We start from the raw sequence: 15256 nt of genomic DNA on the forward strand, positions 1-15256 counted from the left end.
TTGGAGGAAAATAAAATGGACTTTGAAGGAAAAATATTGGTAGTAGATGATGACAAACGTTTAGTAAAAATGATTGAGGAATATTTAAATCTTTGTAGATTTAAAGTAGTTAAAGCCTATAGTGGTAAAGATGCTTTAGCATTTTGTGATGAAACCATTGATTTAATAATACTAGACATAAACATGAATCATTTTGATGGTATACAAGTTTGTGAAAAAGTAAGACAAAACTTTGATGTACCAGTAATTTTTTTAAGTGCAAATACAGCTTCCTATGACAAAATTCGTGCCTTTGGGGTTGGAGGAGATGACTATGTGATAAAGCCGTTTGATCCTATGGAACTAATTGCTAGGATTAAAGCTCACATAGGAAGAGCAAGAAGATATAGCCCTTCAAAGTATGAGAACAAAACTATAACATTTGCAGATATAAAAATATATAAGGATGCCCATAAGATTTTAAAACAAGATAAGGAGATTAAGCTTTCTAAAACGGAATTTAAGTTGTTAATATATTTAGTAGAACATCCATTTATTGTACTTTCTAGGAAAGAAATTTTAAAAAATGTATGGAACAGTCAATTATATGATGAAGCAATTGTAAATACATATATTAAGAGAATTAGGCAGAAACTGGAGAGAAATAATGAAGGTAAACAATATATAAGATCAGTCAGAGGCATAGGGTATATGTTTGAGGCAGAATCCGATAAAAATTTTTAGCAGAGATTGTTGCTGTCTTTGCTGAACTGATACCAATATACCAAAGGCAGGGCCGGATATACTTATGTTCGTACTACTGAAATACGTAAGCGACAAAGAGCGCTTACTTTTGAATCAGGTTATTCTCATCATAGAAAAAGATCAATTTTTTATTCGATATAGGTTCAATAATCTCCTTTAATCGGTTCGACTCATCATAACTTAAAACAGTTGAAAATTGGTCGGGATTTATGATTTCAGTCAGTTTTCCTGTTGAATCAAAAAGGTAAGTGGTTTTATCCTTTCGTACCAACTCATAGCTTTCATCTTCTTTTTTTGTTATAGTGTCAAATCGGACGGAATAATCTGAAGAAAAATACTTATTGTCATTTTCTTTTATAAATAGATTTCTTCGGTTTTGAGACCATAAAATGTTAATATTTTCATCGGGAAGAAATTCTAATTTTGCTTCAAAGGGATGACTCCAGGCTTTGCCTAAAGAGCCTTCGTTTAGTAAAAGGGAATTGTAATTTATAGAAAACACAATTGGTTGTGCTCCTTTTACAGTAAGTAAGGGAAAATCAATAATTTGAGCACCTGTTGAAGTATCTATTGGGTCATTGCATAAAGATAAGAGCCAAATTTTAGCTGGATCTATTTTTGCTATTTCCCATTCTGCATTTAAACCTGTAATATACTTTAATGCAGGAGTTTCAGGAATTGCTCTGAGAAAGAGTTTATAACTGATATGGTTCCATAGAAACTACCTATAAGACCTCCCACATCTGAATAACTAATTCCTTGTTCAGATATTTCCGAAACAGAATAACAGTTTTGTATATCTGTATAGTCATATGCTTGGCCAACTAAAACACCTAAGCTATAATAAGCATTTGTTTGATCATTAATTATACTCCCTATAAAGTATGAATCTATAATTTTACCACTTGTAAAACTGCATAGACCACCAACAAAAGCTCCTTTTAAAGTTGCCTTAACAAGACATTCAGAAACAGTAGAGCCATATTCTATTACACCAGCTATTCCACCACTAGCACCTCTTGTGCTACCAGATGCACTTGATATTGTTTCCACTTGTCCATTTAAGGAACAATGCTTTATGAGGGTATTATCCAGCTACGGCACATAGTATCCCGGCATATTGAAAAAAGCCCGAACCAGTACCTATTATGTCTGTATTGATTATTTTTATCTTGGTAAGAATAGCATCACAACAAGCACCAAACAATCCTAAAAAGCTTTCACTACTTTCAATTTTCAAGTTAGATATTGAAAAAAAGTTACCATCATAGGTTCCAGTGAATGGAATCCATAAATTTTTATCCCAAATAGGCTGCCAATTTCTATATCCACTCAAATCAATATCTGCCATTTGTATGTAATGGGCTGATAAATCATAACGTACATTATTTAGGTCTTCGGCAGTCCATATCTGATAAGGGTTTTCCGGAGTACCATCCCCCATAGATATTGTGGTTTTGTTAATTGCTTCTTCTTTCAGTAAAGTCAGCTGTTCCTCTTCCAGGTCTTCTGTTTCTAGCAGGTGTTTTTCATGAGTAGTATCCCTCTGCTCATCATTCATTATTAACCCGTCCCTCAATCCCTCTGTCGATGATTTCAAGAACCTGGGATGGCTTTTAAGAATATCCCGTAGATGAGTAGGAAGCTCTCCTGCAAGCTCTTCTGCTGTATCTGTTTGCAGCGGACTTGTCTGGTTGACTAGGGCATTTGTTACTTTGGCATCTACACCGGTTTGTTCTGCAAAAACATGATTACTAGTAAAAAGTATTCCTGATAAAAACAGGATTTGGACAAAAAATGCTATTATTAAAATAACTGAGATATGCTTACATCTGATATTCCGCAGGTATAAAATGCCATTAGAATAATTATGCAAACCGATCCTCCAGATGGATAAATTGTGGTACTATGAAGGAAAATATCCTAATGGAGGAAATCACATGAATATCAATACCGATAAGATAACTTCCGTAATTGATGGGCCTATCCCCTTAATATTAAGTCATGCAAGGAAATTGGGAATAGCCGATGAAATAAATAGTCGTACTACCCGTGATGACGAGAAGAGCATCATCTCTACTGGTATGGGTATAGAAGCTATCATTGCCAACATCCTTACAGACCGTAAAGCACTGTACAAGATCCAGGAATTCTACGCGGATAAGGATGTGGAAAAATTTTTTTGGCCCGGGATTCAAGCTAAACATTTTAATGATGACACATTAGGCCGCATCCTGGATGCCTTCTATGAGGCGAATCCCAAGGAGATATTCACCAGTATTGCCTTAAAGAGTATTGAAACCTACAACATCAAGGTAAAGACCATCCATGCCGACACCACCAGTATGTCGGTGTATGGCGAGTATAACACCTGTGAAGAGAATGATCTTCAGATTGTCAGGGGTCATAGCAAAGATCACCGCCCGGATCTTAAACAGATTATGTTTGGGCTTGCCAATACCAACAAGAAGGTCCTTGTAGGTGGTGAAGTTTTAAATGGAAATACCAGTGATAAAACTTGGAACAATGCTTTCATCCAGAAGATCCGTAAGACCTTGTGTCAAGCTGGCATAGAAGATATCATCTATACATCAGACGGCAGCTTTGTTACAGAGGATAACCTAACGGTGGCAAAGGGAAATGATAAGACTCCTAAGACCATCTTTATCTCAAGACTCCCCGGAAACTTCAATCTAGAGGAAAAACTAAAGCTAAAGGCCTTGTCAGCACCTGAAGCTTGGGTCCAGGTAGGCACTCTTCATGATAAAAAGAATGCTGCTATCTACAAAATCCAGAGCTTTACCGATTTCCTTTACGATATTCCGTACCGATTTATTGTCTGTCATTCCAACCATCTAGACGGACGTAAGCTCAAAGCTCTGCAGGCAGTTATAAAAAGAGAGAATGATCAGATTACCAAGGCCGTGGCTGAACTTGAAGCTGTTGATTATTACTGCGACGAAGATGCAAAGGCAGCTTTAGACAAGTTCATCGCCGAGAATCCCTTAGAATATCACAGCCTTTCCGGCAAAACAACAGTAGAGAAAAAGGTAAAAAAGCGCTCCCACCAAGGACAGCCCCGAAAAAACGAAACGAAGGAAGTAGCAACCTGGCATAAAGTAAAGATCAGGGTTTTTGAAGAACATGTAAAGATTGATCAGCACAAGGAAAAGGCTGGCTTATTCGTACTGATAACCAAACAACAGAATACATTGCATAGACTCCAAAATCTCTTTAATGCTTCAAAGTCTTATTAGAAGCTCTGTTTGCTATGCCACAAAATAGAAATCCCTGCTACAAACTGGTAGTTCTGTTGTATAGTCTGTTGTTATTTGGCTAATCGGTAGAGTAATATCCTACTTTTTATCTATGTATGCGTATTTATTTGTATGGTATTTTCATCCTGCGAAATATCGGTTATTTCAATGAATTTCACACAGTCCTCATCATCTTCAAATATGTTTTGACGGTTATTTTCTCTTGCCATTATATGATAAATCCCTGTTTTACTCTTTTTTCGTGCTTGTCTTGTCATATCTTACCATCTCTGCAAGAATATATCATATGTCACTCGTCCGGACAAGTCCCTGTCCCCTTGTCTCTACTCACTGCTTCCCGTTATGATCATGAGCTATTTTATTCAATAACAAATTCAGCAGCTAAATCATAGCTGTCATAATCTCCGGCTGACCTAAAATCGAAGAATTGCTTAATAATGCGATATTCTCCTTCAGCCAAGGAGCTGTATAGCCAATCCCATTCAACGGTTTCCTCCAGAGATTGCTTTGCCGGAAGCATATACGCAATATCATTCCAGCCCACCGCTCCTTCTATATCATAGGAAAGCTTGGTCCATGTATCATCATTTTTCCTTTCGATACAATAAAAAGTGCCATATTGGTACTCTTTATCGCTGTTGTTTTCAAATATCAGTGTAATGCTGGTAGGTGAGATGCTGTCCTTCTTGACACGAAGCGTAACGCCTTTCAATTCATTTACAACTGCATAGTCGGTAGTCACCACTTCGAAGTCGGTTTCGCCAATTTCACCTTTGACACCGTCAACGGCAATTGCATTGCCATCGACATCAGTGTAACTGTTGCTTGCACCATCGAGGCCGTTACTGACTTCGGAGCCACTGGCAGAGCAGGCGGTTAGTACGAAAATCAAGGCGCCTGACATAAGCATGGTTAACAGTTTCTTTTTCATGAGTAATCCTCCTTCATCCGATTTCCTTTTTTAGCCCTTTGCTTATTAGACGAAAGAAATCTAAAAAGGTTCCTACGGGGTTCTATAAATAATCGGAATATTGTACCATAAAGACTACTCAGGAAAGATCGGCGCCAATGGCTTCTACTTTGAATGCGAAAATATAGTATAATATATAGATAAGGTGGTGTCTATATGAGAGATTTGGAAAAACTAATTGATCAGGTTAACGGCTCAATGTCAATGGAAGGCATGCCGCTTACGAAGACTGATAAAGATAGAATCAGACATTGCGCAGGTAATGTGGAGGTGATATTCATGTTGAAAATTGGGGACTTTTCCGCCCTGTCTAAAATAAGCATCTATATGCTTCGACACTACAATGAAATAGGGCTCCTCATTCCGGCTCATATTGACGAATTTACGGGTTACCGCTACTATAGCAAGGAACAGCTTCCCGTTGCGAATCGGATACAGGCACTTAAAAGTATGGGATTGGGTTTATCCATTATCAAGGATATTTTATCGGAATACGATAATGAAGAGAGCCTCAAAAGATATCTAATGCTTCAAGCGACTCAAAAACAGGAAGAAATAGTCACCATGCAAAAGCAGTTGTTGCTCCTTCAAACGACCATTAAAAGCCTTGAAAAGACTTCCCATCTTCCTAAGTGCAATATCGCCATCAAGGAACTTCCCAAAAGAAATGTGATAAGCTATCGCAGCACGATAGCCACCTACGATCAGGAGGGCATATTATGGAAGAAATTGTCCGAAGAAATTTCAGCGCAGAAGGTACAGTTTGCCAATCCGTGCTACAACATTGCAATATTCCACAATGAGGGTTTTGTAGAGCATGGAATTGACACAGAAGTTCAACGGGCGGTTGTGGGAACATACCAAGATACAGACACAATTAAATTTAAAACCGTTGACCCTGTAACTGCCGCCACGCTGACCTACAAAGGCGGTTATATTCAGCTAAGAGAAGTTAACGAAGCAATTGCAAGCTGGATTTCCGACAATGGTTATGAATTCAATGGTTCCATCTTTAACATCTACCATGTTTCGCCGGAAACAGAACCCGAACCGGACAATTTTATTACCGAAGTCTGTTTTCCGATAAAAAGCAAATAGGCATTTGTCCGATTGAATCACTGTCCTTCACAAGGCAGTGATTTTTTTGCAAAATATTTCGTTTCCACCTATTGACTCTAGCACAATGCGATACTTTACACTTGAATTAAAACAAAAAGGGGGAATCGAATTTGGAAGCAATTTCAATCAACAATCTATCAAAAGTATATAAAAGCGGAAAAAAAGCGCTGGACGGATTAAGCCTCACGGTAAAAGAAAGCGAGATATTTTCTTTATTGGGGCCGAATGGAGCAGGTAAATCAACGTTAATCAATATTCTGACAACTTATCTGCAACCTACCGCTGGGAAGGTATCCATAATGGGTAAGGATGTATGTACGGAACAAAAATCCATTTGTTGTCTTATTGCCTGTGTGGCACAAAAGGAATCTATTGATAACCACCTATCTCTAAAAGAAAATATGCTGTTCCAGAGCCGATTATACAAGCTGGATACCGCAACCGCTAACAAGCGGATGGATGCGCTTATTGCTGCATTTGGACTAAAGGAATATGAAAAGCACAGGATCGCAGCTTATTCTGGAGGGATTAAACGACGCTTGGATATTGCCATGAGTATGATGTCTTTTCCCAAAATTCTGTTTCTGGATGAACCGACCGTGGGGATGGACATTGAATCGCGCAAAGCCATGTGGGATATTGTGAAGAAAATCAAGGATGATTTCGGCACAACCATTTTTCTTACGACCCACTATTTAGAAGAAGCCGATATGCTAAGCGATACAGTCTGCATTATGCAGGATGGACACCAATTGGTGCAGGATACGCCCGAAAATTTGCGGCAGCATACTCACCAAAATACAATCAGAATTGATTTGGATAGTTCGGAAAATCAGCGGGATTTTGGAAACTGGATTTCAGACCTGCAATTTGTCAGAGGAATACGGCAGGAACAAAATACCGTTTATGCTAACATTCAAAATGCAGCGCAGGATTTTCACATCCTCAATCAATTGATGATGGACAAGCAAATACGCTATTCCTCAATCGGTATTGTAACACCCAGCCTTGATGATGTTTTTCTGTCCCTCACGCAAAGCAAAGGAAGGAGTGTTTAAAATGGAAACTTTCAATCTCCTTTGGAGAAGTGTCAAGTGGCGCTTTCAAAACCCGGTGATCATCATCATGACTTTGACTCAGCCGCTGCTATGGCTTTTACTGTTTAGCACAATATTCAGTGGAAATCAAACAAACGGGAATTATACGGCTTTTATCCTTCCCGGAATCCTGCTGATGTGCGTATTATCCAGTTCAGGAATGAGCGGAATTGCAAACTATTCATTAAAAACAGGGGGAAGCTATTACCGTATTTACATTTCCCCAGTCAAAAAAAGTTCCATTGTGTTAAGCCATATTTTGGATGCTGCCGTATTGTCGTTTATTCAAATTGCGATTTTGATGGGAATTTCTTTTATGATGTCGGTTCGGATTGCATCGGGGGTAAGTGGAGTGTTCCTCATGGCGTTATTGCTGTTTTTAACCGTGGCATTTGTAGCAGCTATTTCATATGCGATAAGCCATGCTTTGCCAGATGAAAATTCTTTTATCGCCCTCGTGAATACATTTACTTTGCCATTATTCTTTGTCAGTTCGGCACTGATACCATATGAGCAAATACCGAGGGGTTTTCGTATCCCTGTACTTATCAACCCGTTTACCCATGTTATCAATAGTCTGCGGAGGTTTGTATCGGGGGGCTTAGTGGATTGGGGGCAATTTCTATTTACAGTAGGATTACTGCTGATTTTGTGTATTTGTAGCTTCGTACTAGCTATCCATTCATTAAAAAGGGATAGCCAGTAATTTTGATTGATGAACATTTAAGCTGAGAGAAATCAGTGGATAGGGTGCCGCGCTGTATTGCAATCGTTTCTTAGATTGATTTGCCCAATTCATTGTATGTCAAATCGTAATTTGTCAGTAAGCTGTTCTATTCAATAATATTTTTTAGTTAGGTCACCTCTTCATACTACAAAGTTCTATAACAAATATTTTGACTTCAAGTCGTTACATTATTGTGGCGGCTTTTCTAATGCATCAAATAAAAATACAAAAGGAATGATTCCTATGGTAAGAAAAACGAAATCCCTAGTTTTTTCACAAGAGGATGTGCGTATCCAAGAATTCCTTGACATGATTGCCCCATCGGTAATTAAATTTTACACCGACTACTTTATCTGCGGTAATACCTACCGCTGCGTGTGGGCACTCCGTGAATATCCTACCTTTAACTTATTAGAGGATGAAAAAACAGCGTAGATGGATTATAAAATGGGCAGTTATGAGTTAGCTAGCGACTTCTCATTATACTTATAATCTACATTTCATCAAGGTATCGCTGCAGCTTGTCCGCAAGTTTACCAATATGAATACCATCAACAAATGCATGATGAACCTGGACTGCAAACGGCATCATGAATTTGCCTTCGCTTTCATAATATTTCCCCCAATCAAATATGGGTTGCGCTTTTTCCCTATTTCCAAAATCTGTGTGCGAAATATGCGTAAATGTTATCCATGGCAAGGCAGAAAATTGATATACATCATTTTCTACAGGTCCTGTGAAATGTACTTTTTGATTTTCTGCTGTTATGATTGCCAATTGCACAAACTTCTCAATTGTATCCTGTATGGGTACATTTACTACTTTAAATAATTCTGTTTCTTTATCCAAATAAGTAAATGATGTATCAATGGATTCATATAACACAACTTCACCATCAAGAAAACGATACCGAAATTCCTCGATTTCATTTGCACATTTCGTAATAGTAAATATGAATGCCATCGTAAATGACCAATTTTTTTCTTTAACATGCTTTTTAAAATTACTCACATCAAGTTCAAAACTCACACAATATTGAGGCTGCACCGCATTCCTATATATTTGACAATACTCTTTTCTTTTCCATGTTTCAAAATCTATTATTTTGTATCTGTTTCCCATATTCACACCTTCGTTCAATATAATCTACATTACAATATATTTCCTTTTTAGTTTTGCGACCTGTCCTCGCTATAGTTCTCATACATTACTGTATCCTCAAGTGGTTTTCTCTCAGTATTATGGCGGTTAGGACTCAAAAATCCCTTGGCGGGGTAACCTAAGACAAGTAATGCAGTTGGTTCAATGTATTCGGGTATGTTAAATTCTTTTCTTATAATATGAGGATCGAACAACCCCACCATTACGCTCCCAATATTTAATTCCCTTGCAGCCAGCATCATGTGATCACAAATAATACCAATATCTAAATCACCCGAACATTTTTCGTCAAAAGGTCGTATTAAAGCATTTCTTTTGTCCTGACAAACAATAAGTATACATTGAGAACCGAAAGTTTGATATGCTTTTTGAACCTTGAGAATATTATCCGGCCGCTGAACAACAATAATCTGCTGTGGTTGCTTATTGCAAGCGGTTGGTGCCATACGTCCAGCAGATAAAATTCCGTCAAGATCATCTTTATCAATTTGTTTATCTGTAAATCCTCGAGTCGTACACCGTTGTTTTGCTAATTCTAAAAAATTCATTTTAAAATTCCTCCGTGTGCAAATATAAATAAAGGCCTGAGCATCAGCCTTTGTTATTGTACCATAAAATGTAATAAAAGTGAACTGTTATCCTCCTAACTGTCACACTCGTGGCGGCCTTTTTTATGCTTAAAATCATACCAGAAAGGAATGATCTCTATGCCAAGAAAAACAAAAGTCCAAGTAGCTTCACAAGAAGATGTCCGTATCCAAGAATTTCTCGACATAATAGCTCTCTCCATCATCAAATTCAACACAGATCACTTCATCTGCGGCAACACCTTTCGTTGCGTTTGGGCCTTGCGTGAATACCCGACATGTTAGTTATAGACGGTGAAAACAACAGCAAAACTGAAGAAGCTGTGCTAAAAAGTGAGCGTAACCGATACTGTCAACGATACTATTAGAGTTGTTTTTCACAAACGCTGTGATATTATTTATCATATCATCAGGAAAAATATATATCTTTCGATTATCAATTCGTTTTTTAAACGGCTCTGCCAAGCTAGAGGTGCTGTCGATTAACAGAAAAAGCAATAAATTGTGATGACCATTGAACTGGTGACTGACATTGGAATCGATAATAATACCTTTGCAGCTAAAGAAGATCTTTGTCAACTTGTATTTCAAAAGGAGACTCAAGCGAAATGGACACCTGTATAAATAAGTGCTGATGGAAATCGGCATCAATCGTGTTGGTTAAAGCCAGCAAATGATCATCCGCTCCGTATAAGTTCATCATTATAACAATACCTCCTATCATAGAATTACCATGGATATTATACCATAAAAATTAAAAAATGAATTGTTATCTCTGAAGCCGTCACAAAATGATATGCTCCCCTTATAGTAGACAGTTAAAATAATATAACCGTTTATTATGAGGGGAGTTTTATTATGGGAAGAAAATCTGATGTATTATCTGAAATAAAAATAACAGCTGTAGAAGACTATTTAAAGAGCAAAAAGAGCGTTGCAAAATATGTGATGAACTATCAGTTGGTAAGACTTGCTTATTACAGTCAAGACAAAAACCGTCCCTACTTGCTTAAGAACGTTATTATTAGAGTTATAGGCATTAATGAAGGTTTTTAACCGTGGTACGTCCAATAATAAAGCAGCGGCTTTGTCATCTGTGGCCAGGATGTCTTGCTGGATATTCTATCTCGTCATCTTCATGTCCATCCCAAAGGAGTTCAAGCTTTACGTTCCTATATCGGAAGCTATAATGGTCTTTATGCTTTGTACCAAGGAAACCTTCAAATGGATGCTACTCACCTGTGGACTTATCCAACTTTTCTTATGCATTATTAGTAGTTAAGCAACTCAAGTTAATTATTCTCTTTCTCTATTGGAATCTGTATTTCAGTTATAAATTCTTCTTCTCTAGATGTGCCATGGATATCCAAGCGATAAATTTCCATAGAACTCCCTTTTATAAAATATCCTTCCATTTCGATAAATTCTACCATTTTTTCAAATAATTGCTGGCTTTTTCCATAAGTTCCTCTATAAACCAAGACTGCAAAATAACCTTCCGGTAAGATCATATTATATTTTTCTTCATTGTCATCAACAAAAAAGAAAGCATTTTGGTATAAGGTATAGTCTCCCTTTTTCATGCCTTGCTCCGAGATAAACACCCCCATATCCTTATTAGCAAATAAAAATAATTTTGAGTCATTTCTACCTTCCAGCTTACGAAATGCCAAGTTTATTTCTTCTTCTTTAGACATGGATTCTTCTATCAAAATAATTTTTCTAGTCTTTAATTTTCTTATCTTTATCTTTCCATAATCATCTATTTTTTCGACATCTTTAAGTACCTTAATCCTTTTCTCTAAATTTCTTTTCAATGTTACTAGAGGCATAATTTCTTTCTCTATTAAGCTGATTTCCTTTTCCATTAAATGAATCGTTGTATTTATGTTTCTATCCTCTAAATATCTTTTTATCTGTTTGATGGAGAAGTTCAACTTCCTTAAATCTTTTATTACATTTAATCTCCAAATATCCTCAAGAGAATATACTCTATAACCATTTTCTTTTCTCGCAGGAAAAATTAAGCCTTTCTCTTCATAGTAACGAATAGAGTCAGGACCTATATCATACAGTTTACATATTTCTCCTATTCTGTATTCATATTTTTTTTTCACATAAATCACCTCTATTTTTCTCTTGACCTTAGTACTATACCAAGGTTTATAGTACTAAGCAAGGACATCCATAACAAAAAATAAGGAGTCGATATTCATGCAACAACAAGTTTCACAAGCAACACAATTAGCAAAAGAGTTTTTTAAGTATTTAATACCTTCAGTAAGTGCTATGTGGTTTTTCTCTATCTATACAATGATTGATGGTATATTTGTAGGAAGAGGAGTTGGGCCTTTAGCCCTTGCAGCTGTTAATTTATCTATGCCCTATATTAACACTGTATTTGCCATTTCACTTTTAGTAGCAATTGGTTCTTCTACTTTAATTACCTTTTATCTCGGACAGGATGAAAGAGAGAAAAGTAACGAAATATTTACTTTGAATGTAATCATTCTTTCTGTTTTAGGCATTACCATAAGTGTTTTTTCCTTGATCGTTTTGGAAGAAATAGCTATTTTTTTAGGAGCAACTGAGGACACTTTACTTTATGTAAAGGATTATTTAAGAATAATTATTATTTTTAGTACCTTTTTTATAGTGGCATATTCTTTAGAAGTACTTGTTAAAGCAGATGGTTTTCCAATTTATTCTATTATATTTGTGATGCTTGCTGCTTTAATAAATATATTATTAGATTATATTTTAGTAATTCATTTAGGTTATGGTGTAAAAGGAGCAGCTCTAGCAACAGGCTTTTCTCAGCTTATATCCTGTATTACTTTTTTAATACATTTCATTTTAGGAAAATCCAACCTAAAATTTGTTAAGCCCAAACTGAATTTCACCTTGATAAAAAGTATACTTACCATAGGTACTCCTGAATCCCTGACTGAATTATCTACTGGATTCACTACCTTTGCCTTTAACTTTGTTGTTATAAAGTATATTGGATCTTATGGTTTAGCAGCCTTCAGTATAATTATGTATCTGAATAACCTTGTATTAATGACAATGATAGGGGTAAATCAAGGAATGCAACCCTTAATTAGTTTTTATAATGGGAAAAATGATTATAAAAGTATAAAAAAATTACTGCAGTTAGCTTTAAAAACATCTTTAGTCTTTGGGTTATTGTTTTTTGTCTCCTCTCAACTATTTACCGAACAGTTGGTTTCTCTTTTTATAGATACCGCAAACAAACAAGCTCTCAAAATTTCGTTAGTAGGCCTAAAAATATTTAGTTTTGGATTTTTAATTTGTGGATTTAATATTATTTTTTCTGGATATTTCACTGCATTGAAAGAAACAAAAAAAGCTACTATTATTTCATCCTTAAGAGGATATATATTAATGTGTATCGTATTATTTATTTTGCCGGCCGCATGGGGAAATTTTGGTATTTGGGTTGCCCCATTATTTTATGAGGCTTTATCTTTAAGTGTCACCTTAGTAATATACTTTAAGTCTAAATTTGCCTTAAAAGAAACCCCTTATGTCTCTAGAAATTAGCCTCATTATCCTAGACTAGGCTTCCTAGGTTGGATCATCACTCCTAGCAAAATTCTTCCACCTTAAAGAACTTTTGAGTTCCCAAGTTCTAGACTCACCTTTACTATTTCTAGTATTTAGAATTTTAAAACCATCGTTTATAAATGTACAACTGACTATCCCACAAGTAAACCTCCCTGAAACCTAATGGAGGCATCTTCAATTTAACAAATACTATACTACTTCTTTATTCCTTCTGCAATAGAAGAAAGAGTACTATTATCCTAAAAAGCCAATCTATATCAATTTTTTCTATATCTCTGCATTTGTTTAAATTCTCATCAATTTCTTTGCCTTAAAACTTACTAAAAAAATGTCACTATTCAACCTTTTCTTTAACTTCTCCATAAAATATTTGTCCACAATGCGGACATAGTCGTTCGCCAATTTTAGAAAATAGAACCCTTAAAAAGGTAAAATAAGCAAAGACAATAGATAATAACTTATTCATTATCATAATTCGTATTTGATGCTAGAATAACCTTTTGCCCGATGGCAGATTTATTAAATTGTATTTTGGGTTTATATGAAAACAGAGGCATCAAGATTATTTCATCTCAATGCCTTCGTGTTTTCTTATTATTTTTGATGGTAAAGGGGGGCATAATCTTACAGCCACTCATTCGGATGATTCATTGTCCGTTGCAATTCCTCAAAAAATACTTTTAAGTGGTAACCGTCTGTTGTTGCATGGTGGACTGTAACTGAAAGAGGCATTGTAATCTTTCCCTCCACTTCCATAAAACCGCCTGCTTCAAAACTAGGAACATAATAATCCTTTATTCCATGATTGTGTAATGAGAAACTGTTGAAAGTAAACCATGGAATACAAGATATGATATAAGCATTAGGAAGCGGTAGCCCTTTTGATGATAGGATACCGTGGCTGTCCCCATGCTGTGTCGTATCTTCAATATACTGTTTATAAAACACCTCAAAATGCTCATCATATTCCGTCCAAAGCAATGACGTTGTCTTATCATCCTCGTGAAATTGCGGATAAGCAGGAGTAAGATTGTCCCAATATCCCAGAACACCATCTTGAATAGCTATACGCAGTTCCTGTTGCTTGCTGATAGCTCTGGTTACTAAATAAAGGTATGCAGGAAAAAACTTATATCCTTTACTTTTTAATGTTTTCCTAAGAACTGTGACATCTATTGTCACAGTGACAGTATATGTGGTAGGAGCCATTTGCGTATAATAATGAAACGCTTGTGCCATTTGCCATGCCTGCATATCGATGGGGTGAAAACTTGTTTGTATATTCATTATTCATTCACCCACAATCCATGCTTACTGCAACAAAAGTAAATTTTTTCGCCATACATCCTTGGGAAACGCACTTCTCCACCTTGTTCCGGATATAACTTAATCAAAAGTATTCTATCGCAGGCAATATAAGCTATAAAACTAAGATAATGTGTCTTGCTCATCTCATGCGTAAAGGTGACATAAAAATCATCCTCTACTTTTTCCACAACTAATCTATGCATTTCATCAGATGGCTTAGGGATGAGGGGCACAAGCTTCCGTCCGCAACAAGAAACCTCTGCTTCCCCGGTAGCGGTAAGTATGTTTCCACAGGTTGGACATACATAAAATTTAATTTTCTTCATATTTCCTCCGTCTGCATCATTGGGTTCTAAATTCCCCAATAATATTTTTTCAATGTTTACACCTAATACTTCGGAGAGTTCATAGAGCAAGGCTACATCAGGGCAACCCAACCCACGCTCCCACTTAGAGATTGCTTTGTCACTGATATTCATTGCATCGGCAAGCTGCTTTTGAGTCATACCTTTTTCTTTGCGCAAGCCGAGTATCAGCTTTCCAACCTTATTGCAATCCATATTGCTCACCTCCATATACTAAGAATAAACGCAGACGAATTAAATTTCAATAAACGCTCCGTAGAGTTGGTAAAGTATCTTTAAGAACAAAGACTGCGGGAAAGTCAGAGATT

The 15256-nt window shown here is 36.4% G+C and carries 18 protein-coding genes; 7 read left to right on the plus strand and 11 right to left on the minus strand.

Features of this window, described 5'->3' with window-relative positions:
* The first annotated feature begins 15 nt into the window (after positions 1-15).
* Positions 16-723 carry a response regulator transcription factor gene (locus CHB72_RS09440; protein WP_089282639.1) on the plus strand — a complete coding sequence of 236 codons (708 nt, stop codon included), beginning with the start codon at positions 16-18 and terminating at the stop codon, positions 721-723.
* Positions 724-826: 103 nt separating this feature from the next.
* Here CHB72_RS09440 and CHB72_RS09445 read toward each other — a convergent pair whose 3' ends face one another.
* Genes CHB72_RS09445 through CHB72_RS09455 form a run of 3 tightly spaced genes read right to left on the minus strand, consistent with a single transcriptional unit; the run spans position 827 to position 2620 of the window.
* Positions 827-1450 carry an RHS repeat domain-containing protein gene (locus tag CHB72_RS09445; RefSeq protein WP_330397030.1) on the minus strand — a complete coding sequence of 208 codons (624 nt, stop codon included), beginning with the start codon at positions 1448-1450 and terminating at the stop codon, positions 827-829.
* Positions 1402-1797, minus strand: coding sequence for a GLUG motif-containing protein (locus CHB72_RS09450; protein ID WP_089282641.1), 396 nt, complete (start codon positions 1795-1797; stop codon positions 1402-1404). Before CHB72_RS09450 ends, CHB72_RS09445 begins: the two co-directional genes overlap by 49 nt.
* Before the next feature lie 34 nt (positions 1798-1831).
* Positions 1832-2620 (minus strand): hypothetical protein, encoded by a 789-nt coding sequence (locus CHB72_RS09455; RefSeq protein WP_089282642.1) that lies wholly within the window; start codon positions 2618-2620, stop codon positions 1832-1834.
* 13 nt (positions 2621-2633) lie between these two features.
* Between CHB72_RS09455 and CHB72_RS09460 the strand changes: the two genes are divergently transcribed.
* Complete coding sequence (locus CHB72_RS09460) at positions 2634-4001, plus strand: IS1634 family transposase (RefSeq protein ID WP_089282643.1); 1368 nt, start codon at positions 2634-2636, stop codon at positions 3999-4001.
* A 110-nt stretch (positions 4002-4111) separates the two neighbouring features.
* Here the strand turns inward: CHB72_RS09460 and CHB72_RS26490 are convergent, their stop codons facing one another.
* Together CHB72_RS26490 and CHB72_RS09465 are read right to left on the minus strand one after the other, a co-directional pair.
* A complete protein-coding gene (locus CHB72_RS26490; protein WP_176431294.1) occupies positions 4112-4279 on the minus strand; it encodes a hypothetical protein in 168 nt (55 codons plus the stop codon).
* 101 nt (positions 4280-4380) lie between these two features.
* A complete protein-coding gene (locus CHB72_RS09465) occupies positions 4381-4953 on the minus strand; it encodes an immunoglobulin-like domain-containing protein (RefSeq protein ID WP_089282644.1) in 573 nt (190 codons plus the stop codon).
* A 195-nt stretch (positions 4954-5148) separates the two neighbouring features.
* Between CHB72_RS09465 and CHB72_RS09470 the strand changes: the two genes are divergently transcribed.
* The 3 genes from CHB72_RS09470 (at position 5149) to CHB72_RS09480 (ending at position 7914) form a co-directional block, all read left to right on the plus strand.
* A complete protein-coding gene (locus CHB72_RS09470) occupies positions 5149-6090 on the plus strand; it encodes a MerR family transcriptional regulator (RefSeq protein ID WP_330397027.1) in 942 nt (313 codons plus the stop codon).
* 131 nt (positions 6091-6221) lie between these two features.
* Positions 6222-7169 carry an ABC transporter ATP-binding protein gene (locus CHB72_RS09475; RefSeq protein ID WP_089282645.1) on the plus strand — a complete coding sequence of 316 codons (948 nt, stop codon included), beginning with the start codon at positions 6222-6224 and terminating at the stop codon, positions 7167-7169.
* 1 nt (position 7170) lies between these two features.
* A complete protein-coding gene (locus CHB72_RS09480; protein ID WP_089282646.1) occupies positions 7171-7914 on the plus strand; it encodes an ABC transporter permease in 744 nt (247 codons plus the stop codon).
* Positions 7915-8428: 514 nt separating this feature from the next.
* Here CHB72_RS09480 and CHB72_RS09490 read toward each other — a convergent pair.
* From CHB72_RS09490 to CHB72_RS27015, 3 genes are all read right to left on the minus strand, one after another.
* Positions 8429-9058 (minus strand): CatA-like O-acetyltransferase, encoded by a 630-nt coding sequence (locus CHB72_RS09490; protein ID WP_089282648.1) that lies wholly within the window; start codon positions 9056-9058, stop codon positions 8429-8431.
* A gap of 47 nt (positions 9059-9105) precedes the next feature.
* A complete protein-coding gene (locus tag CHB72_RS09495; protein WP_089282649.1) occupies positions 9106-9645 on the minus strand; it encodes a nitroreductase family protein in 540 nt (179 codons plus the stop codon).
* A gap of 598 nt (positions 9646-10243) precedes the next feature.
* Entirely contained in the window at positions 10244-10387 is a 144-nt protein-coding gene (locus CHB72_RS27015) for a hypothetical protein (protein ID WP_207652531.1), read from the minus strand.
* A 155-nt stretch (positions 10388-10542) separates the two neighbouring features.
* Between CHB72_RS27015 and CHB72_RS09500 the strand changes: the two genes are divergently transcribed.
* Positions 10543-10740: a hypothetical protein gene (locus tag CHB72_RS09500; RefSeq protein ID WP_089282650.1), complete on the plus strand. Its 198-nt coding sequence runs from the start codon at positions 10543-10545 to the stop codon at positions 10738-10740.
* A 236-nt stretch (positions 10741-10976) separates the two neighbouring features.
* Here CHB72_RS09500 and CHB72_RS09510 read toward each other — a convergent pair whose 3' ends face one another.
* Complete coding sequence (locus tag CHB72_RS09510; protein ID WP_089282651.1) at positions 10977-11801, minus strand: MerR family transcriptional regulator; 825 nt, start codon at positions 11799-11801, stop codon at positions 10977-10979.
* A gap of 97 nt (positions 11802-11898) precedes the next feature.
* Between CHB72_RS09510 and CHB72_RS09515 the strand changes: the two genes are divergently transcribed.
* A complete protein-coding gene (locus CHB72_RS09515; RefSeq protein ID WP_089282652.1) occupies positions 11899-13251 on the plus strand; it encodes an MATE family efflux transporter in 1353 nt (450 codons plus the stop codon).
* 648 nt (positions 13252-13899) lie between these two features.
* On the opposite strand, the gene CHB72_RS09520 is transcribed toward CHB72_RS09515, so the two are convergent.
* The gene (locus CHB72_RS09520; protein ID WP_089282653.1) at positions 13900-14562 is read right to left on the minus strand and encodes a CatA-like O-acetyltransferase; all 663 of its coding nucleotides are present in this window, start codon (positions 14560-14562) and stop codon (positions 13900-13902) included.
* Positions 14562-15143 (minus strand): helix-turn-helix domain-containing protein, encoded by a 582-nt coding sequence (locus tag CHB72_RS09525; RefSeq protein ID WP_089282654.1) that lies wholly within the window; start codon positions 15141-15143, stop codon positions 14562-14564. Before CHB72_RS09525 ends, CHB72_RS09520 begins: the two co-directional genes overlap by 1 nt.
* Between the last annotated feature and the right edge of the window lie 113 nt (positions 15144-15256).

The sequence above is a fragment of the Anaerovirgula multivorans genome (genome assembly GCF_900188145.1).
Classification (GTDB): domain Bacteria; phylum Bacillota; class Clostridia; order Peptostreptococcales; family Natronincolaceae; genus Anaerovirgula; species Anaerovirgula multivorans.

What these genes read in the sequence shown, in the direction of transcription:
- CHB72_RS09480 (WP_089282646.1), top strand. Translation starts at nt 7,171, where the DNA reads ATGGAAACTTTCAATCTCCTTTGGAGAAGTGTCAAGTGGCGCTTTCAA.
- CHB72_RS09490 (WP_089282648.1), bottom strand. Translation starts at nt 9,058, where the DNA reads ATGGGAAACAGATACAAAATAATAGATTTTGAAACATGGAAAAGAAAA.
- CHB72_RS09495 (WP_089282649.1), bottom strand. Translation starts at nt 9,645, where the DNA reads ATGAATTTTTTAGAATTAGCAAAACAACGGTGTACGACTCGAGGATTT.
- CHB72_RS26490 (WP_176431294.1), bottom strand. Translation starts at nt 4,279, where the DNA reads ATGACAAGACAAGCACGAAAAAAGAGTAAAACAGGGATTTATCATATA.
- CHB72_RS09500 (WP_089282650.1), top strand. Translation starts at nt 10,543, where the DNA reads ATGGGAAGAAAATCTGATGTATTATCTGAAATAAAAATAACAGCTGTA.
- CHB72_RS27015 (WP_207652531.1), bottom strand. Translation starts at nt 10,387, where the DNA reads ATGATGAACTTATACGGAGCGGATGATCATTTGCTGGCTTTAACCAAC.
- CHB72_RS09520 (WP_089282653.1), bottom strand. Translation starts at nt 14,562, where the DNA reads ATGAATATACAAACAAGTTTTCACCCCATCGATATGCAGGCATGGCAA.
- CHB72_RS09515 (WP_089282652.1), top strand. Translation starts at nt 11,899, where the DNA reads ATGCAACAACAAGTTTCACAAGCAACACAATTAGCAAAAGAGTTTTTT.
- CHB72_RS09470 (WP_330397027.1), top strand. Translation starts at nt 5,149, where the DNA reads ATGAGAGATTTGGAAAAACTAATTGATCAGGTTAACGGCTCAATGTCA.
- CHB72_RS09460 (WP_089282643.1), top strand. Translation starts at nt 2,634, where the DNA reads ATGGATAAATTGTGGTACTATGAAGGAAAATATCCTAATGGAGGAAAT.
- CHB72_RS09525 (WP_089282654.1), bottom strand. Translation starts at nt 15,143, where the DNA reads ATGGATTGCAATAAGGTTGGAAAGCTGATACTCGGCTTGCGCAAAGAA.
- CHB72_RS09440 (WP_089282639.1), top strand. Translation starts at nt 16, where the DNA reads ATGGACTTTGAAGGAAAAATATTGGTAGTAGATGATGACAAACGTTTA.
- CHB72_RS09465 (WP_089282644.1), bottom strand. Translation starts at nt 4,953, where the DNA reads ATGAAAAAGAAACTGTTAACCATGCTTATGTCAGGCGCCTTGATTTTC.